The organism is uncultured Legionella sp., assembly GCF_937871865.1.
In the GTDB taxonomy this organism is placed as follows: domain Bacteria; phylum Pseudomonadota; class Gammaproteobacteria; order Legionellales; family Legionellaceae; genus Legionella.
In genome coordinates, this window is the sequence record NZ_CALMPD010000025.1 from 1 (window position 1) to 17,602 (window position 17,602).

The window sequence follows — 17,602 nt, forward strand, 5'->3', positions numbered from 1 at the left end:
TTTCTTTCTTTCCACTCGACGTGAATCACGAGTTAATAAACCACGTGCACGGAGTTTTCTTCGGAATGAATCTGGATTTGGTTCAGCATCTTCAGCCAATCCGTGCTCATCATAGGCAACCAATGCTCTGGCTATGCCAAGACGAACAGCACCTGCTTGACCTGAAACACCACCACCAATTACTGTAATAAAAATATCAAATTTATTCAGTACATCAACAGTTTCTAAAGGTTGCATTACAACCATGCAAGAAGTTTCACGGCAGAAATATTCTTTCAGTGAACGGTTGTTAACCTTGATCTCACCTTTTCCTGGGCGTAAAAACACACGAGCTGTTGAACTTTTTCTACGGCCAGTACCATAGTATTGCTTCATTTCAGCCATAATACTTATTCCTCAATCTCAAGTTGCTTGGGTTGCTGTGCAGTATGCGGATGTGCGCTACCAATGTATACTTTCATTTTGCGATACATTTCACGACCCAATGGATTTTTTGGTAACATGCCTTTTACAGCAAGTTCGATTATTCTTACAGGATTTCTTTCCTGCATTTTTTCGAAAGTAACCGATTTGATCCCACCAGGAAAACCTGTGTGATGATGATACATCTTGTTTTTAAATTTACGGCCAGTCACTTTGACTTTTTCCGCATTAGTAACAATGATGTAATCTCCAGTATCAACATGGGGTGTATACTCAGCTTTATGCTTGCCGCGCAAACGACGGGCAATTTCAGTAGCTAAGCGACCCAAAACTTTATCGCTGGCATCGACCACTAACCAGTCACGTTTGACTTCATGGCCTTTGGCACTAATTGTCTTCATTAAATAAACTCCGAACCGCCTAAATTGGTAATCTTTCTATCATGGACGGGCGATTTTAACCAAAACAGAAACATCCTACAAGTAAAAAGGATAAAAAATTTTGTTCAATTAATTAAATCCATATAAAAACAACATTATTCCTCATAATTTTGAGGAATAATTCCTATTATTGATACATCTTAATTTAAGGCTGATTAACTATCCATAATCCGAGAAGTATCATCGTACTACGATATTCATCATAATGAATGATCAATACAACCCTTTTAACATAAATACTATTCCAGAATTGCAATAGAAGCTATTCTATGAATAATTTATTTATCAATCAAAAGCAACTCTGCAGTCTCTCCTGCAATCAAGTGTCGTTCAATGATTAAATCAATATCTGCCAGAGAGGAATAAGAATACCACACACCTTCAGGATAAATCACCATGCATGGGCCGGAAGCACATCGACCAAGACAGCCAGATTTACTGACCCGCATCTTTCCTGGCCCATGCATGTCCAGTTCCAATAATCTGGTTTTCAGATAATCAAAATATTCGTCACCGCCAGTATTGGCACAGCATTGCTTACCTGCAGCCTTCTGATTGGTACATAAAAGAATGTGATTTGTATAGTATGCCAATATGCTACTTTCCTATTGCTTCTATTTTAGTTTTTAATTTCAAACCTGGTTTAAAAGTAACCACTCTTCTGGCAACTACAGGAATTTCTTCGCCCGTTTTCGGGTTTCTTCCTGGTCGTTGCGGTTTGTCTCTTAAGGTAAAATTACCGTATCCGGATAATTTTACATGCTGCCCATGTTCAAGTGCATGACGTAACTCTTCAAAAAAGTTTTCCACCATCTCCTTGGCAACAGGCTTTGCTAATTTTAAATCATCACACAAGGTTTCTGCCATTATTGCTTTACTCAGTGCATTCACGATTAGTCCCTCAATATGATTGAAAATTCATTTTCCAACGCTTTGATTATAGCACTAATTAATAAATTGATCTCAGTATCAACCAAAGTCCTGGTATCATCTTGCAAGGTCATCGCAACAGCAAGGCTTTTCTTGCCTTCAGGAATGCCTTTGCCCACATAAACATCAAACACATTAAATGATTTTAACCAGTTTTCTTTTACGGCAGCTCTCACTGTCAACTCAATTTGACGAGAATTTACTGATGCATCAACTAAAAATGATAAATCCCTGCGTATTTGCGGATATTTTGAAATGGTTCGATACAAGGGCGAAACTGAATTTATCAATAACTCCAAATTCAATTCAAATAATAATACATCATGATGTACATCAAGCGCATCGGATAACCGTGGATGTAATACTCCTAACCAGCCTGCGTGTACTCCAGCTATTTTAATTTGCGCAGATTGTCCAGGATGTAATGCTTCATTTACCGCAGGTAAAAACTCAACGTCATTTAATTTTAATGAGGCAAATAAAGACTGCAGATCACCTTTCAGATCATAAAAATCATAACATCGAGTAGTTTCATTCCAATTCAGAGTTCCTTGCTCTCCCATCAGTAATCCAGCAAGACAAGGGCGCTCGGTTAACTGTTGCTTCTCAACATCAAAAACCACCCCTATTTCAAAAAATTTAATTGCATTTTGTTGACGATGAACATTATAAATCATCGATGCAATTAAACCTGGCCACATACCAACTCTCATTTGAGATAATTCAGAAGAAATCGGGTTAAGAAGTTGCATAAATTCTTTTTGAGGATAGAGTGCTTCCTGAATTTCCGGATCAACGAAACTATAACTGATGGTCTCGTGGTACCCTTTGGCTCGAAACCACCGGGAAAGATCTGTAGCTATTTGTTCTTTAACACTGCTCACTCCAGCCTGAACTACGGTATTCATTGGTTGGGCTTTTAAATTATCATAACCATAAAGACGAATAATCTCTTCAACCAAATCAACATCCTGTTGCAAATCAAAACGATGTGTAGGAATAATGACATGCAATTGTTCATTAGATTCTTGAGTAATGACAATGCCCAATCCTTCTAATAAATTCCTCATTTCTGGTAACGATATGGTCAAGCCAGTCAGTTTTTTCACTTTAGTTGTGTCAAATATAAACGTGACTTGTTCGGGAAGCGAGTGTATATCGCTTGCTTCAATAACCGGACCAGCTTTGCCACCAGTTATTTCTAAAATTAATGCAGTTGCTCGTTCCAACGCTTTATGCTGCAAATAAGGATCAACTCCTCGTTCATAACGCTGTGAAGAATCACTGAATAAACCGTATTTTCTGGCGACCCCTGCGATAATAATGGGATTAAAAAAAGCACTCTCCAAAAAAACATCGGTTGTATGTACTTGTACCGCGCTGCCCGCTCCACCCATAATACCTGCCATTGCCAAAGGTTTTTCACTATCAGCGATAACCAAAACTTTATCGCCTAAAGTAACGCTTTGACCATCAAGGAGTTCTAATTGCTCCGAATCATTACTGAAACGAACATTAATATCACCGCGTATAGTGTCTAGATCAAAGGCATGCATTGGTTGCCCTAACTCAAGCATGACATAATTCATTACATCGACAACAGGGTGTAAAACACGTATACCACTACGGCGTAAGCGCTCACTCATCCATAAAGGCGTTTTAGCGTCCGAATTAATTCCGCGAATGATTCGCCCACAGTATCGTGAGCATGCGGCTTTATTGTTCAAATGAATGCTTAACACATCGTCTATTGCAGGTGTAACAGCTGGGACAGGTCGTTCTATTAACTGGGCCTTATTCAAAACAGCAACTTCACGGGCGATTCCTAAAACACTAAAACAATCAGCACGATTAGGTGTTAAGTCAACATCCAGAATATGATCATTCAGAGTCAAATACTCGCGCAAAGCCATACCTATTGGAGCGGTATCTTCTAACTCCATAATTCCTTCAGAATGATCAGCAAGTCCAAGCTCAGTAACTGAACACAGCATACCTTGAGATAATTCGCCTCTTAATTTGGACTCTTTAATGCGCAATCCGCCTGGCAAAACTGCGCCTATCATTGCTAACGCCACTTTCAGACCAGGTCTCACATTTGCAGCACCACAAACAATCTTTAACGGTTTATCAGCATTGACACTCACGTCACATAAAGTCAATTTATCAGCATCAGGATGAGGCTTTGTACTTAAAACCTCAGCAACAACCACATGAGTAAATTCGCCAGCAACAGGACTCACTGCATCGACTTCCAGACCAGCCATAGTTAATTGATCAGCTAACTCTTGTTCTGTTAATGAGAAGTTAACCCATTCATGTAACCATAACTTACTTAATTTCATTAATAGTCCCCATTATTCAATTAAAGCGTCATATACTTTTCATTTCACTAGCTTTTGTTGGCATCATACCGAAAACGCTCTCCTGGACGTGTAACAACCTTAACACGTCAACATTTTAGTCTGAATGCCCAACAACCCCAGCAACTATCGGCTAAATTAAGCCTTGTCATCTCTTGTAATGCAAAAGTATATGATTAAAATATCCTGTATTTAATGATTAGAATTGGCTTAAAAACGTTAAGTCATTTTCAAACATCATTCGTAAATCGTCTATGCCGTAGTAGAGCATCGCGAGCCTATCCATACCCATCCCAAATGCCCAGCCCTGATACTCTTCAGGAGAGATATTTACCGCTTTTAAGACGTTAGGATGTACCATTCCACAGCCAAGAACCTCAAGCCAACCGGTGAATTTACAGGATCGGCATCCTTTGCCACTGCATTGGGTACATTCAATATCAACCTCTGCAGATGGTTCGGTAAATGGAAAATAGGAAGGGCGAAATCTTAAGGCCAGTTCTCGACCAAAAAAATGGGCAAAAAAATCCTGGAGTAATCCTTTGAGGCCTGCCAATGTAGCCTGCTTATCTATGAGTAAGCCTTCAACCTGATGAAACATAGGAGTATGAGTCACATCAGAATCACAACGATAAACCCGCCCCGGAGCAATTAAACGAAATGGAGGTTTACTCTGTTCCATTGTTCGAATTTGTACTGGTGACGTATGTGTTCTTAGAAGCCGGCCATCGCCAAAATAAAAAGTATCGTGCATGGCTCGTGCAGGATGGTGTCCTGGAATATTTAGTGCTTCAAAATTATAAAACTCGGTTTCAATTTCTGGGCCATCTACAATGTCAAAGCCCAGGCGGCTAAAAAATTCATTGATCCGGTGTTTGACTTGAGTAACAGGATGTAAGGAACCAGACTGACTGCACCGTCCGGATAAGGTTACATCAATTTGTTCCGCAGTAAGTTTCTCTAATAACTGTTTTTCTTTTAATTCCAGCATTTTCGTTTCAATCAGAGTACTGATTTCACGTTTTGCCTGGTTTACTAACTGACCAATTTTGGGTTTTTCTTCAGCAGATAAATGAGCAAGACCTTTTAAAATATCAGTCAGCTTGCCTTTTTTACCTAAAAAATCGACGCGAATTAACTCTAGTGCAGTTATATCCTGAGCATTAGATATTGCTGCAGATGCTTGTTCTTGTATGGTGATGATATCCTGCATATTTATACCCACAAGTAAAAAGGAGGCCTTGGCCTCCTAGATAATTTTATTAGTGCTTTCAAATTACATTGATAGAAAAGATTGCTTATCCTGCAAGCGCAGCTTTAGCTTGTTCAGCAACTGCAGCAAAAGCTACTTTGTCATGAATCGCCATATCAGCTAATATTTTTCTATCCAGTTCAATCGATGCTTTTTTCAAACCATCAATCAAACGGCTGTATGACATACCGCATTCACGAGCTTGGGCATTAATACGAACTATCCATAAAGCACGAAATTGTCTTTTCTTCTGACGTCTATCACGATAAGCATATTGACCCGCTTTGATAACGGCTTGTTTTGCTACGCGATAGGTCCGACTACGTGCACCGTAATAACCTTTTGCTTGAGCTAATATTTTCTTATGACGCGCTTTGGCGGTCACACCACGTTTTACTCTTGGCATTTTTTAATCCCCCTTAACTACCGTGCAACATACGCTCTGCCAAACGCGCATCGCATGGCTTCAAAGTACTGGCACCTACGCGTAAATGGCGTTTCTGCTTAGTAGACTTCTTGGTGAGGATATGATTCCTATAAGCGCCGCGACGTTTAATCGCACCACTTGCTGTTTTGCGGAAACGTTTAGCTGCTCCGCGATGTGATTTTAACTTTGGCATAACAAGATACTCCGCATTTGTTACTTAGTTTTTTTGGGTGATAAAACCATCAGTAATTGTCTTCCTTCGCGCTTGGCATGCTGTTCAACAACAGCAACGTCAGCAGTATCCAGCTGTATGCGCTCAAGAATTTTCATACCGAGTTCTTGATGGGCCATCTCACGACCACGAAACCGCAGCGTAATTTTGACCTTATCACCATGATTGAGGAAACGGATCAGGTTGCGTAGCTTGACCTGATAATCTCCATCTTCCGTCGTAGGACGGAATTTTAGTTCTTTGACCTGAATTTGCTTTTGCTTTTTCTTTGCTTCAGCTTGTTTTTTACTCAGTTCAAAGAGAAATTTACCATAATCCATAATGCGACAGACAGGAGGTTTAGCTGTCGGTGATATTTCGACCAAATCGAGGCCCCCCTCTTCTGCTGCACGCAGAGCTTCTCGTATTGATACAATTCCTGCCTGATTACCATCGACATCAATTAAGCGTACCTCAGGTACATTGATCTGTTCATTAATTCTTGCGCGATCACTTTCACGCTTAGTTGGTGCACTAATGGTTTAATCCTCCGGTTCGTTATTTACTGAGATCCTTTACGAGCAATTTCTTGCGTCAAGGTATCACAAATTGCATCTATTGTCATCACGCCCAAGTCCACACCTTCGCGCGAACGCACAGCGACCTGACCATGTTCAACTTCTTTATCTCCTATCACGAGGAGATAAGGCACTTTTTGTAAAGTATGCTCACGGATTTTAAAGCCAATTTTCTCATTTCTCAAGTCAAAATGTGCACGAATACCATTTTTTTGCAAAATTGTTGTAACTTTTTCTGCATATTCGTTCTGTTTTTCACTAATGGTAAGAACAGCTGTTTGTACTGGGGCCAACCAAAGAGGCAGCTTGCCAGCATAGTGCTCGATCAAAATACCCATAAAACGCTCAAACGAACCTAATATTGCCCGATGCAGCATGACAGGAACCTGTTTGCTGCCATCTTCAGCAATATATCCAGCCTCAAGACGTTCAGGCATAGAGAAATCAACCTGGATGGTTCCACATTGCCAGATTCGTCCCAGACAATCAGATAAAGAACATTCTATTTTTGGACCATAAAAAGCTCCTTCACCAGGCGCATCAATCCACTCAATATTGCGTTCCTGCATGGCCAGTTTTAATGCACTTTCAGCTTTATCCCAAACCTCATCTGAACCGACACGTTTTTCAGGACGCAAAGCAAGGCGGTATTTTATTTCGTTAAAACCAAAATCAGTATAAACAGACTGCACCAACTCCAGCATCATAGCAACTTCAGACTGAATTTGATCTTCAGTACAAAAAATATGTGCATCATCCTGCACCATATTGCGAACACGCATTAAGCCATGTAAAGAGCCCGATGGTTCACAGCGATGGCAATTGCCAAATTCCGAAAGTCTTAGCGGTAAATCTCTGTAACTTTTTAATCCTTGGTTATAAACTTGCACGTGACAAGGGCAATTCATCGGTTTTACCGCGTAGTGCCGATTGTCCGTTTCGGTAACAAACATTTCATCTCTAAAATTTGCCCAGTGACCTGATTTTTCCCACAAAACTTTATCAACCAACTGAGGTGTTTTAATTTCCTGATATCCAAAGTCAGCTAATCGCATACGCATATAGCGTTCTAGTTCCTGATAGATAATCCAACCATTAGGGTGCCAAAAGACCATGCCTGGAGCGATATCCTGGAAGTGAAATAAATCAAGAGCTTTGCCTAATTTACGATGATCTCGTTTTTCGGCCTCTTCCAGGCGGAACAAATAATCAGCCAGAGCTTTCTTATCAGCCCAGGCAGTGCCATAAACACGTTGTAGCATTTCATTGTTAGAATCACCACGCCAATATGCACCGGCTAACTTGGTCAGTTTAAATGCTTTTAAAAAACCGGTTGAGGGTACGTGAGGACCTCGACACAGATCTTCAAAATCGCCTTGACGGTACAGTGAAAGCACTTCCCCTGCCGGAATATCTGCAATAATTTTTGCCTTATATTCCTCGCCCAAGCTTTTAAAATATGTAATAGCTTCATCACGAGGCAACTCTCTACGAGTAACAGGATGGTTTGCTTTGGCTAATTCCTGCATTTTAGCTTCGATTAATTCAAGATCCTCAGGAGTAAACGATCTCTCAAAAGCAAAATCATAATAAAATCCGTCATCAATTACAGGACCAATGGTTACTTGTGCTGAAGGAAAAAGGGATTTGACTGCTTGGGCCAACAAATGGGCCGTAGAATGGCGAATAACCTCAAGACTGTCGTCTTGTTTTTCAGTCACAATCACCAAAGAACAATCATCTTGAAGCAGATAACTGGTATCGACCAGACGCCCGTCTACACGACCAGCCAATGCGGCTTTTGCCAATCCAGGGCTAATATGATAGGCGACATCGTAAATCGTTAAAGGAGCTTCAAAATGTTTTACACTTCCATCAGGTAATTTAATGTTTGGCATAGTTCTATCCGCTTTCAGTCCGTCCAGCCTTCGTCTAAAAAAAAACCCTGCGAAGCAGGGTTAAAATCTTAATATTCAGTGCAGCAGATACTAATTGAATATATCTACTGTATGGTTTGATTTTCTTGGTAGGCACGAGTGGGATCGAACCACCGACCACCACCATGTCAAGGTGGTGCTCTACCACTGAGCTACGTGCCTAGAATTCGACCTGTATTCAAATTGGTTTGAATTATATATGAAACTTGCTTTACAAAGCAAATTATTTAATCGATTTCAGATATAATACTAAATTATGCCGTTAGTTCATACAGTAAAATACATTTTAATTTAAAAAATGTTTCTATTGATCCGGGTATATTTAGAATTTCGTGTCCAAACCTATTTTTTGTGCGATGGGTGCCGTGAGCAAACTACGTGATGTCTGGATTTTACAACAGACCTTAATTAAGATGAAAATAAGAGCCGAATATGTGGTTTAAAATAGAAAACACTCATGTAGATATCTTTATTTACGCCAAACCTAATGCAAAAAAAACGGCTTTGTTGGCCATATTCAATGACGCGCTGCATATTGCGATTCATGCGAAACCTCAAGACGGAGAAGCAAATAAAGAACTTATAACGTTCATAGCCAAGCTGTTTAAAATACCCAAATCACATTGTGAATTACAAAAAGGGAAAAATAGTCGTCATAAGCAAATTAGAGTCCCTCTTTCGGAGAACTTAATCCTGTTTCTCAATAACAACAGTTCATTTATTTTGTAATAATTTATAAGAAAAATATCCCAGCATCCCAAATCGTTTGTTCATGTTCATGTAGGGCGTCACAAACTCACCACAATCTATCTGCGGTTTTAGGTCATAAAATATTGATGAAAAAGAAAGGCCTGAATGGGTGGAGCCATTCAGGCCATATTGTGCGAGGTTTATTGCTATGCTTAAACCACGTTTCCTTTTGATTGGACTTCATTGTGATGCTGGTTCCATCGTGCATCACGCGCTTCCATGTTTGGACTGTTGAAACCTTTTCCGTACGTTTCGAGAGTCATTATAGACATTTGGTTTCCAATGTCAACAAATAATTTCCAATCGAAACCAATTGTTTCGCATTACGAGTTTATTTGCAGGTTGTGTTGCCCTTTGTTACACTCTACACAGTACTCAGCAATCAGGATATTCGCATCCCCATGGAAAAAGTTAACTTAACAAAACAGTTTGCTTACCGTCTGCGCGATGCAATGATAGCAGCTGGATTTAATTCCCAACGCTCTGCGTCAGGTGTATCCATCCATAAGTTGGCAGAGATTACCGGTTATTCGGTGCAAATCTGTAGAAAATACCTACGGGGAGAGGCCATACCGGAACCTATAAAATTAGTAGACATAGCAGCGAAACTTCATGTTTCCCCTGGTTGGTTATTATTTGGAGATGCTCATAATGACCCCAGTATTTCATCAGATAAATTAACTATCAGCAGAAATTTGCTTCACTATATTTTCACCAGCGCCGCATGTCTATATAATGGCGACCTAGTGGAACATGAAGTACCCGCTTTTTTAATGGAATTGATTAACGATGTCAGTTTAATCAATGCCAATGAAGAACAATCAAAAAAGATAATTGATCTGGCTTTGGCTTCAGTGAAGCATTTTAGCCATCCGCATGGAACGTAGAATAAGAAGTATTCATGGAAAATAGCCGTAATAATCTGGTGCTCCACCCGCAGCACCTGGAAGTTCTTTTTGCTTTTAAAAGTAAACTGTCCAATGTATTCAGAGATGTCTTGGGTATACATGAAATTCACCATATTGCGTTAACACGCATCAATAAAAAAAATGAACTCATGTCGTTCTCATCAACCCCATCACTGGAATTTAATTTATTTAGTAGCGTACTGTGGCAATATGACCAAATCTATAACCCAAAATGGTTTAAGTTATGTACACAAGCCAATTGGCAATCCTTATACATGCCAGCACGTTACGATGAACTTTATTATCTAAAACAAATCAGACACGCCTACCCTATAGGCATCGCACTGGCAGCGAAAATAGATGATGATTATGTAATCTATTCATTAGCCAGTCATAAATCCTGTCCTCATACTAAAGAGCATTTCGCAAATCAACATGAGGACTTCTACAAAATAGGTCAATATTGTTCCAATATTTTAAATCCACTTTTTATTTATTGCGATTCATTAGTTACAGAATCCTCAGCGCTGCAGGCTCATTATGAAACATCAGAATAAATCTATATTAGGCGGGTTAATGGGCAATGTCGTTGAAGCATACGATATGTCTATATGCTATTTCCTGTCTGCTGAATTGTCGCGCCATTTATTAGGTGATACCAAAGGTAAACCAACGGTCATGTTATCGCTGATTTTTATTGCTTATCTGGCGAAACCGATAGGCGCATTTATTCTGGGGCTGCTTTCCGATCTCTACGGGCGAAAAAACGTGCTCATGGGGTCTATTCTCATCATGGGAATATCAACCTCTTTAATTGGCGCCATTCCCGGTTACGATCGCATAGGCATACTTGCAGCCGGTTTATTATTAATTCTTCGCATGATTCAAAGCATGGCTCTTGGCTCTGAATTTTTAAATTCTTCATCTCTATTGGTCGAAAGTGGCAATAGCAAACAACGAGGTTTTAGAGGATGTTGGTCCTCCGTTGGCGTAAAAGCAGGTTATTTAATTGCGTGTTTGACAGCGGAACTATTTCATTATTATGCAGCAGCAAACCCCGAACTGAATAATCTTTGGCGTATCCCGTTTTTATTCGCATTGATAACAACTCTGATTGGTTTTTATATCAGAGCAAAAATGCCGGAAAGTCTAGCCTATATTATTTATTACGCGAATAGAAAAAAACCTTCGACTCGTGATATTTATAAACAATCGCTGGATTTTGTTAAAAAACATCCTTTTATGTTTTATTTTGCATTTTTCTCCGTCTTTTTATCAGTAACTACTGGATTCTTCTTTTATTTATATATCCCCTTACACGCGATTCAATACGCTCATATTCCACGCGACATTATTATGACCTCAAATATTCTTTCATTATTATTTGTCAGCGCGCTCACTCCTGTTTTTGGCTGGTTATCAGACAGACAAGATCGTTTAAAGATGCTGATGTTTGCCAGTAGCGGCTTACTGATGATGACCTATCCCTTTATGCATGTAATTAATTATGGTAATGCCGGATATTTCATTTTAATGCAACTCATCATATCCATTCCATGCGCCTGCTATTACAGTGTTGCCACAGTATTATTAACCGAATTGTTTCCCTTACAAATTCGCTGCACAGCGTTATCCATTGTCTATTCAATTTCAGCCAGCCTGGCAGCAGGGCTTCCTCCTCTGTTATCGGATTATCTGGCAAGAAAAACATTGATGCCTAGCTCACCAAGCCTGATTATCATGGTACTGTCCATTATAGTGCTCATTAATATCAGGCTGTTGGCTTATAGATACAGACAAGGGAAAAACAAATACCAGATTTCAATATTGGAAACAGATGAACCAGTGTTTACCGTACATTATCAAAAACCCGTGTAAAACACGCTATTGAATGCAAAAATATCCTTACTCAGATGATTTATTACCTGTCACAGATTTTTTTGCATTCCTGCTCAAAGGATTTTAATTCACTATCAAATCACGCAACCAAATCAGAACAAATATTAAAGTCGCGATAAAACACCCAAAATTACCAACAAAGTCAGAAGTCGCTTTGATAAACGAGGTAAAGTTAAATGTGGGATTTCTTTTTTATTTTGGTTCAGCGTATTTTTTCTCATAAAGAAACATCCCTGTTTCTTCTAAGCATGTCACAACAACACTCTAACAGTTTAAAGTTCAATTAGGCTTGTGTTTATTTTATTTTTTTTTTCAATTCATTCAGTATACTCAATTGCTGTGTCACAATTTCATAAAATTTTTGCATGTCATCACTTTCATAAAATGCCAACTTCTCTTCTTCACTTTGCCTATTTGCCTGAGCCACTAAAGTGCCAACGTCATTAATTGTGCTATCAATTTCTGTTGTAAGAGTATGGAACTGATTAAGATACATTTCTTTATTTTCACCTTCATAAAAGGAAAAATTATGTATTTTAACTTCAATTTCGGCGCGTAAGCTCCTCAAGTCGTTATCAAGAGCAATAATTTTCTCAGGGGTATTAGAATCAAATAAAGTATTAACACTTAATGAGTGCGATTGAGATCCCATTACTATGCTCCAATCAATAATTGTTATTTATTCTTTAATTCTAGTTGAAGCACAGTATTTCGCCATTTGTTTTAATAGTGTTATCATTGTTTTTTTTAATAACAGTGAAATTTATGCTACTCCATTATCTTTTCTTGATGGGCATTTGTGTGGAAGCCATAACCGGAGCTTTGGCTGCTGGTCGTAAAAAAATGGATTTTTTTGGTGTGATGCTGATTGCCTGTATAACGGCACTTGGAGGAGGAACCGTCCGGGATGCCTTATTTAATACCTATCCACTAACCTGGGTCGCACATCCGGAGTATTTATTATATACCTCATTATGTGCATTCCTCACTATTTTCATTGCCCATTCCCTAGTCAGGATAATGAAGGTGTTTTTAATCCTTGACGCTCTTGGCCTTTCTGCATTTGTAATTATAGGAACCCAAAAAATACTGTCGCATGGAATGTCGCCAAGTATCGCTGTAATCAGTGGTATGCTTACCGGAATTTGCGGCGGGATGTTACGAGATATATTATGCAATGATATACCTTTGGTATTAAGAAAAGAGCTTTATGCGGTTATCGCTCTGGCTGGAGCTGTTTTGTATATCACTCTCGCCCATTTTCATGTCCCTCATAACCTTAATATTATTATTACCTTAATCAGTATTTTTACCGCAAGAATATTGGCAATATTCTTCCATATTGAAATACCTGTTTTTGATTATTCAGAAAGCATTAAGAAGCGAAAGAACAAATAAAAAATGCCCCTGAATCGGGGCATCATGATAATTAAAGAGTAATTAAACTTCTTTAATTTCAACAATACTGATTTCTTCAACGGGCACATCACCATGCCCCATCCGTTGACCCGTTTTTACTTTAGCAATCGCATCAACGACATCCATACCTTCTACTACTTCACCAAAGACACAATAACCAAACCCTTGAGCATGATCTCCGCTGTAATTAAGGAAACCATTATCTGCAACGTTAATAAAGAATTGAGCAGTAGCTGAATGAGGATCCATCGTTCTGGCCATAGCAATGGTACCACGCTTATTAGGCTTGGCAGTCTTCGCTTCATTTTTAATAGGATCTTCGGTTGGCTTTTGCTGCATATCAGCGTTTAATCCCCCACCTTGAATCATAAAGCCATCAATTACACGATGAAAAATCGTATCATTATAAAAGCCACTACGAATATAATTCAGAAAATTTTCTGCAGTACCTGGGGTGTTTTCTGTATCTAACTGTAAATGAATATCACCTTTAGATGTGCTAATTACAACCATTATATCTCCTGTTAAATCTTAAAATAATTAGGAATTCATTACCAAAGCCCGCATTTTATCACAAACATCATGCAAAACATGGATATTATGAATACTAGCCAAAGCCGTGAATAAATTAGTCTTGCGTTTAAATAAATGATGCAGATACGATCGCGAATAATTGAGGCACGTAAAACAAGTACAATCCGGCATGATAGGCGATAAATCCTCAGCAAAACATGATTTTTTTATTTGTATTCGTTCGTTCTCATATTCGCTGGAGAAACGCAACCAATTTCCTTCACGTATTAACTCGCCACAATACAGCGCTCCATGCCGAGCATTTCGGGTTGGCGCGACACAATCAAACATATCAATACCTTCAGCAACCACATCCAACAAATCCTGGGGAGACATGCCAACGCCCATAGTATAACGCGGTTTATGCTCTGGTAAATAATCACGAACCCAACGTATTACGTCAACCGTAGTGTTCATATCAAAACCTATAGTTTCACCACCAATAGCAATTCCATCTGTATGCATTGAAGAAACAAAATCAGCACTTTCACGGCGTAAATCCTCAAAAATACCGCCTTGAACAATTCCGAATAAAGCCTGCTGGTTCCCATAACGCGACGTGGGATACTTCTGATGATAATCAATCGACTGCTTCAGCCAACGATGAGTACGCGTCATGATATGAGCGACTTCATCCTTAGTACAGCTATCAGGAGTACATTGATCAAAAGCCATAATGATATCTGCACCGATAATTTTTTGAGTTTCCAATGACATTTCAGGAGTCATATGAATAAGCCCCTGGCTTCCTGGCAACTTAAAATGCGCCCCCTCCTCATCAATGGTACAAATTTCTTTATTTTTAGATAAGCTAAAGACTTGGAACCCACCGCTGTCGGTTAACATCGGGCCATGCCACCCCATAAAGGGATGCATTCCCCCCGCCTTTTCGATTACCGCCATGCCAGGCGCACAGAGCATATGATAGGTATTACCGCCCAATATAATTTGACTGCCCGCAGCAGATAATTCTCCTGGCGCCATATTATTCACTCCAGCACGTGTTCCTACTGGCATAAATACAGGGGTAATAAATTCACCATGCGGTGTAGTCACACGGGTAACTCGCGCTTTAGTACCTGCATGTCGGTACAGCACTTCACAAGAAAAATTATTCATCAAAAAGAGGATAACTCAAAAAAAGAGCAATAATAGCCAAATCAAACCATTATTACTAGTTAATCGATAGAAGATCGAGTACGAAAATATAATATCAGGCCTGTTATTGCCATAAATAGAAAATAAATAGTAGTCCATCCCGGCATAGAAATTCCAAGCAGACTCCAATTAGATTCAGCACAATCCCCTGCCCCCCAAAATAGAGCATGAGCAACAGTCTGCCATGGAAAATAACGAATCAATACATCAAGATCAGGCATGCAAGCAGGAGCTTGTCCTGCTGGTAATGACTGCAGCCATAAATGCCTTAAAGAAAAGTATAGACCAGCACAAGCAACAATAAATTGCAGTAGGCTAACCAAATGAGCCTTTTTTAAAGTCCTAAGGCTTAAGCTCATTATTGCCAATAATAAAAAAACACAAATTCGTTGCATCAAACATAACGGGCAGGGTTGAAGGCCAACTGCATATTGAAAATAAAAAGAAGTTAATAAAACAAAAAGTGTGATGAGCACAAGGAACGATTGAATTTTTCGATAGGTCAATTTAGTCATGTTTTTTTGGCATCATATATTGAATAGCAGCTTTCAGATCATCATCAGTACATTCAGCACAGGTCCCTTTTGCAGGCATTGCATTCATCCCCTTCACAGATGAAGCAACCAATTCATCAATTGTTCTACCCGAGATCCGAGGTTTCCAATCATTTGAATCATGAAATTTAGGAGCACCAGCTAACCCATCACGGTGACACACAATGCAATATTGCTCATACGTTGCTTGTCCTGGTTCCTTTTTTTCTACCTGTTCTACTGTTTTATCCTGCCCTTCTGTACTTGATGCCCCGTTTCCATCTTCTTGAACACGCACTTTGCCTATGGGTTGAATTCTCTGTTGTATTTGCTGTCTGTCTATATCATCCAATGCAAAAAGCAAAAAGGATATGACTGTAAACAGCGCTACGATAAACAACCTCATGGTTGCGCCCTCTTGATTACAATTTAAAAATCATACCGACAAGTGACTCTTTTTTCCAGTACGATTTCAATTTGACTACAGAAAAAAGCCTTACTGCATGTTACACTGTTATCAATGGAAAAAAGTATCAGAGTCAAGGATGCTAGTTCAAGAGATAAATTCTGCAACAGATAATCCAAAGCCATTGAATTTGAAAACCAGCATGGGAACAGAAAGCTATCCAAAGTTCCTCAATGATGCAATGGAGCAATACTTTGAAGAACGTGTAAAAAAATCATGGCAGGGAAAGCATATCCTAAGTGGAAAAACGCCTCCTCCTACCGCCCTTATATTTTCAAGTAATGATTATTTAAATATCAGTCGGCATCCAGACTTAATTAATGCCCAGATAGATGCGCTACGAAAACACGGCAACGGACAAATGCAATCGGCTGTATTTTTAAGTAATGACAGTTTATTGCTGAATACGTGTGAGCATCATTTCAGCAATTTTTTAAATTACCCATCCTGCTTGCTCACCCAATCAGGATGGTCTGCGAATGTAGGACTAATCCAGACTCTTGCCACACGCAAAACCCCAGTGTACCTGGATTTCTATACCCATATGTCCTTTTGGGCTGGGGCAAAGGCAGCCGGTGCCAAGGCAATTCCTTTTCAGCATAATTCAATCGATTCATTACGCAAAAGATTAGAACGACATGGTTCTGGAATTATTGCTATTGATTCGATATACAGCACCACAGGGACTATCAGCCCACTTCCTCATTATGTGAACCTTGCCAAGCAATACAATTGTTTGCTAATAGTAGATGAATCGCATTCACTTGGCACTTATGGCCCACATGGCAAAGGGCTGGTTACAGAACTTGGCTTATCACATCAGGTTGATGTGATCACCGCAAGCCTTGCAAAAGCATTTTCCGGAAGAGGGGGCTTAATTGCAGGGAACCAAAGACTCATCGAATTTGTACGTTACTCTTCGCTCCCGGCTATTTTTAGTTCCGCATTAGTGCCTCAGGATTTGGCGGGATTTTCTGCATCTCTAGAAATCATAATGAAAGAAGAATGGCGAAGAAAGCAGCTCCATAACAATGCAATTTTTCTACGAAGCACTCTGAACGACCAAGGTTTTAATATCGGAGACAGTCAGTCGCAAATTATTCCGATAATGACAGGAAATGAAGCAAAAACGATTTGGTTACGTAATGAACTAGAAAAAGAAGACATTTTTGGAGCAATTTTTTGCTCCCCGGCTACCCCTAAAAATAAGCCATTGATACGATTATCAGTCAGTGCCGGCCATGAAAAAAGAGAGTTAATTCAACTCGTTGAGTGCTTGATAAAACTAGCCAAACTCAATCCCGACATTCCATTTTTTAAGACCTCATAAAACAG

21 protein-coding genes and 1 tRNA gene are annotated in these 17,602 nt (G+C 39.4%); 6 read left to right on the forward strand and 16 right to left on the reverse strand.

Annotated features, from left to right (window positions below; translation table 11 throughout):
- The 11 genes from rpsI to Q0495_RS01580 form a co-directional block, all read right to left on the reverse strand.
- Positions 1-375 (reverse strand): 30S ribosomal protein S9 (rpsI, locus tag Q0495_RS01530; protein ID WP_367274362.1); only part of this gene is annotated, 375 nt, incomplete at its 3' end.
- A 14-nt stretch (positions 376-389) separates the two neighbouring features.
- Positions 390-824, reverse strand: coding sequence for a 50S ribosomal protein L13 (gene rplM / locus Q0495_RS01535; RefSeq protein ID WP_298622343.1), 435 nt, complete (start codon positions 822-824; stop codon positions 390-392).
- A 317-nt stretch (positions 825-1,141) separates the two neighbouring features.
- Positions 1,142-1,459 carry a (2Fe-2S) ferredoxin domain-containing protein gene (locus Q0495_RS01540; RefSeq protein ID WP_298622400.1) on the reverse strand — a complete coding sequence of 106 codons (318 nt, stop codon included), beginning with the start codon at positions 1,457-1,459 and terminating at the stop codon, positions 1,142-1,144.
- A 1-nt stretch (position 1,460) separates the two neighbouring features.
- Entirely contained in the window at positions 1,461-1,754 is a 294-nt protein-coding gene (locus Q0495_RS01545) for an integration host factor subunit alpha (RefSeq protein WP_298622345.1), read from the reverse strand.
- Between the two features lie 2 nt (positions 1,755-1,756).
- Positions 1,757-4,138 (reverse strand): phenylalanine--tRNA ligase subunit beta, encoded by a 2,382-nt coding sequence (gene pheT / locus Q0495_RS01550; protein ID WP_298622347.1) that lies wholly within the window; start codon positions 4,136-4,138, stop codon positions 1,757-1,759.
- 217 nt (positions 4,139-4,355) lie between these two features.
- The gene (gene pheS, locus Q0495_RS01555) at positions 4,356-5,369 is read right to left on the reverse strand and encodes a phenylalanine--tRNA ligase subunit alpha (RefSeq protein ID WP_298622349.1); all 1,014 of its coding nucleotides are present in this window, start codon (positions 5,367-5,369) and stop codon (positions 4,356-4,358) included.
- An 85-nt stretch (positions 5,370-5,454) separates the two neighbouring features.
- Entirely contained in the window at positions 5,455-5,814 is a 360-nt protein-coding gene (gene rplT, locus Q0495_RS01560; protein ID WP_298622350.1) for a 50S ribosomal protein L20, read from the reverse strand.
- A gap of 13 nt (positions 5,815-5,827) precedes the next feature.
- Complete coding sequence (rpmI, locus tag Q0495_RS01565) at positions 5,828-6,028, reverse strand: 50S ribosomal protein L35 (RefSeq protein ID WP_035889291.1); 201 nt, start codon at positions 6,026-6,028, stop codon at positions 5,828-5,830.
- 20 nt (positions 6,029-6,048) lie between these two features.
- Positions 6,049-6,585, reverse strand: coding sequence for a translation initiation factor IF-3 (gene infC, locus Q0495_RS01570; protein ID WP_298622402.1), 537 nt, complete (start codon positions 6,583-6,585; stop codon positions 6,049-6,051).
- 23 nt (positions 6,586-6,608) lie between these two features.
- Positions 6,609-8,522 (reverse strand): threonine--tRNA ligase, encoded by a 1,914-nt coding sequence (thrS, locus tag Q0495_RS01575; protein ID WP_298622356.1) that lies wholly within the window; start codon positions 8,520-8,522, stop codon positions 6,609-6,611.
- A 126-nt stretch (positions 8,523-8,648) separates the two neighbouring features.
- Positions 8,649-8,723, reverse strand: a tRNA-Val gene (locus Q0495_RS01580).
- A gap of 270 nt (positions 8,724-8,993) precedes the next feature.
- Between Q0495_RS01580 and Q0495_RS01585 the strand changes: the two genes are divergently transcribed.
- From Q0495_RS01585 to Q0495_RS01600, 4 genes are all read left to right on the forward strand, one after another.
- The gene (locus tag Q0495_RS01585; protein WP_298622358.1) at positions 8,994-9,290 is read left to right on the forward strand and encodes a DUF167 domain-containing protein; all 297 of its coding nucleotides are present in this window, start codon (positions 8,994-8,996) and stop codon (positions 9,288-9,290) included.
- 422 nt (positions 9,291-9,712) lie between these two features.
- A complete protein-coding gene (locus Q0495_RS01590) occupies positions 9,713-10,198 on the forward strand; it encodes a helix-turn-helix domain-containing protein (RefSeq protein ID WP_298622360.1) in 486 nt (161 codons plus the stop codon).
- A gap of 14 nt (positions 10,199-10,212) precedes the next feature.
- The gene (locus Q0495_RS01595; RefSeq protein WP_298622363.1) at positions 10,213-10,776 is read left to right on the forward strand and encodes a hypothetical protein; all 564 of its coding nucleotides are present in this window, start codon (positions 10,213-10,215) and stop codon (positions 10,774-10,776) included.
- Complete coding sequence (locus tag Q0495_RS01600) at positions 10,760-12,097, forward strand: MFS transporter (protein WP_298622365.1); 1,338 nt, start codon at positions 10,760-10,762, stop codon at positions 12,095-12,097. Before Q0495_RS01595 ends, Q0495_RS01600 begins: the two co-directional genes overlap by 17 nt.
- Before the next feature lie 316 nt (positions 12,098-12,413).
- Here Q0495_RS01600 and Q0495_RS01605 read toward each other — a convergent pair whose 3' ends face one another.
- A complete protein-coding gene (locus Q0495_RS01605; protein WP_298622367.1) occupies positions 12,414-12,770 on the reverse strand; it encodes a hypothetical protein in 357 nt (118 codons plus the stop codon).
- A gap of 113 nt (positions 12,771-12,883) precedes the next feature.
- On the opposite strand from Q0495_RS01605, the gene Q0495_RS01610 reads away from it, so the two are divergent.
- On the forward strand, positions 12,884-13,516 hold the full coding sequence (locus tag Q0495_RS01610) for a trimeric intracellular cation channel family protein (RefSeq protein WP_298622369.1): 633 nt from the start codon (positions 12,884-12,886) through the stop codon (positions 13,514-13,516).
- A gap of 42 nt (positions 13,517-13,558) precedes the next feature.
- On the opposite strand, the gene Q0495_RS01615 is transcribed toward Q0495_RS01610, so the two are convergent.
- The 4 genes from Q0495_RS01615 to Q0495_RS01630 are packed head-to-tail and all read right to left on the reverse strand — an operon-like array spanning position 13,559 to position 16,207.
- Complete coding sequence (locus tag Q0495_RS01615; RefSeq protein ID WP_298622371.1) at positions 13,559-14,050, reverse strand: peptidylprolyl isomerase; 492 nt, start codon at positions 14,048-14,050, stop codon at positions 13,559-13,561.
- 27 nt (positions 14,051-14,077) lie between these two features.
- Entirely contained in the window at positions 14,078-15,229 is a 1,152-nt protein-coding gene (gene tgt / locus Q0495_RS01620) for a tRNA guanosine(34) transglycosylase Tgt (protein ID WP_298622404.1), read from the reverse strand.
- 59 nt (positions 15,230-15,288) lie between these two features.
- The gene (locus Q0495_RS01625; RefSeq protein ID WP_298622373.1) at positions 15,289-15,783 is read right to left on the reverse strand and encodes a disulfide bond formation protein B; all 495 of its coding nucleotides are present in this window, start codon (positions 15,781-15,783) and stop codon (positions 15,289-15,291) included.
- Positions 15,776-16,207, reverse strand: coding sequence for a c-type cytochrome (locus Q0495_RS01630; RefSeq protein WP_298622374.1), 432 nt, complete (start codon positions 16,205-16,207; stop codon positions 15,776-15,778). The genes Q0495_RS01625 and Q0495_RS01630 overlap by 8 nt, the downstream gene beginning before the upstream one ends.
- 139 nt (positions 16,208-16,346) lie before the next feature.
- Between Q0495_RS01630 and cqsA the strand changes: the two genes are divergently transcribed.
- The gene (cqsA, locus tag Q0495_RS01635; RefSeq protein WP_298622376.1) at positions 16,347-17,597 is read left to right on the forward strand and encodes an alpha-hydroxyketone-type quorum-sensing autoinducer synthase; all 1,251 of its coding nucleotides are present in this window, start codon (positions 16,347-16,349) and stop codon (positions 17,595-17,597) included.
- Positions 17,598-17,602: the final 5 nt, after the last annotated feature.

What these genes read in the sequence shown, in the direction of transcription:
- Q0495_RS01615 (WP_298622371.1), bottom strand. Translation starts at nt 14,050, where the DNA reads ATGGTTGTAATTAGCACATCTAAAGGTGATATTCATTTACAGTTAGAT.
- rpmI (WP_035889291.1), bottom strand. Translation starts at nt 6,028, where the DNA reads ATGCCAAAGTTAAAATCACATCGCGGAGCAGCTAAACGTTTCCGCAAA.
- Q0495_RS01595 (WP_298622363.1), top strand. Translation starts at nt 10,213, where the DNA reads ATGGAAAATAGCCGTAATAATCTGGTGCTCCACCCGCAGCACCTGGAA.
- Q0495_RS01605 (WP_298622367.1), bottom strand. Translation starts at nt 12,770, where the DNA reads ATGGGATCTCAATCGCACTCATTAAGTGTTAATACTTTATTTGATTCT.
- Q0495_RS01600 (WP_298622365.1), top strand. Translation starts at nt 10,760, where the DNA reads ATGAAACATCAGAATAAATCTATATTAGGCGGGTTAATGGGCAATGTC.
- pheS (WP_298622349.1), bottom strand. Translation starts at nt 5,369, where the DNA reads ATGCAGGATATCATCACCATACAAGAACAAGCATCTGCAGCAATATCT.
- Q0495_RS01585 (WP_298622358.1), top strand. Translation starts at nt 8,994, where the DNA reads ATGTGGTTTAAAATAGAAAACACTCATGTAGATATCTTTATTTACGCC.
- Q0495_RS01625 (WP_298622373.1), bottom strand. Translation starts at nt 15,783, where the DNA reads ATGACTAAATTGACCTATCGAAAAATTCAATCGTTCCTTGTGCTCATC.
- cqsA (WP_298622376.1), top strand. Translation starts at nt 16,347, where the DNA reads ATGCTAGTTCAAGAGATAAATTCTGCAACAGATAATCCAAAGCCATTG.
- tgt (WP_298622404.1), bottom strand. Translation starts at nt 15,229, where the DNA reads ATGAATAATTTTTCTTGTGAAGTGCTGTACCGACATGCAGGTACTAAA.
- rplM (WP_298622343.1), bottom strand. Translation starts at nt 824, where the DNA reads ATGAAGACAATTAGTGCCAAAGGCCATGAAGTCAAACGTGACTGGTTA.
- Q0495_RS01630 (WP_298622374.1), bottom strand. Translation starts at nt 16,207, where the DNA reads ATGAGGTTGTTTATCGTAGCGCTGTTTACAGTCATATCCTTTTTGCTT.
- thrS (WP_298622356.1), bottom strand. Translation starts at nt 8,522, where the DNA reads ATGCCAAACATTAAATTACCTGATGGAAGTGTAAAACATTTTGAAGCT.
- Q0495_RS01610 (WP_298622369.1), top strand. Translation starts at nt 12,884, where the DNA reads ATGCTACTCCATTATCTTTTCTTGATGGGCATTTGTGTGGAAGCCATA.
- pheT (WP_298622347.1), bottom strand. Translation starts at nt 4,138, where the DNA reads ATGAAATTAAGTAAGTTATGGTTACATGAATGGGTTAACTTCTCATTA.
- Q0495_RS01590 (WP_298622360.1), top strand. Translation starts at nt 9,713, where the DNA reads ATGGAAAAAGTTAACTTAACAAAACAGTTTGCTTACCGTCTGCGCGAT.
- rplT (WP_298622350.1), bottom strand. Translation starts at nt 5,814, where the DNA reads ATGCCAAGAGTAAAACGTGGTGTGACCGCCAAAGCGCGTCATAAGAAA.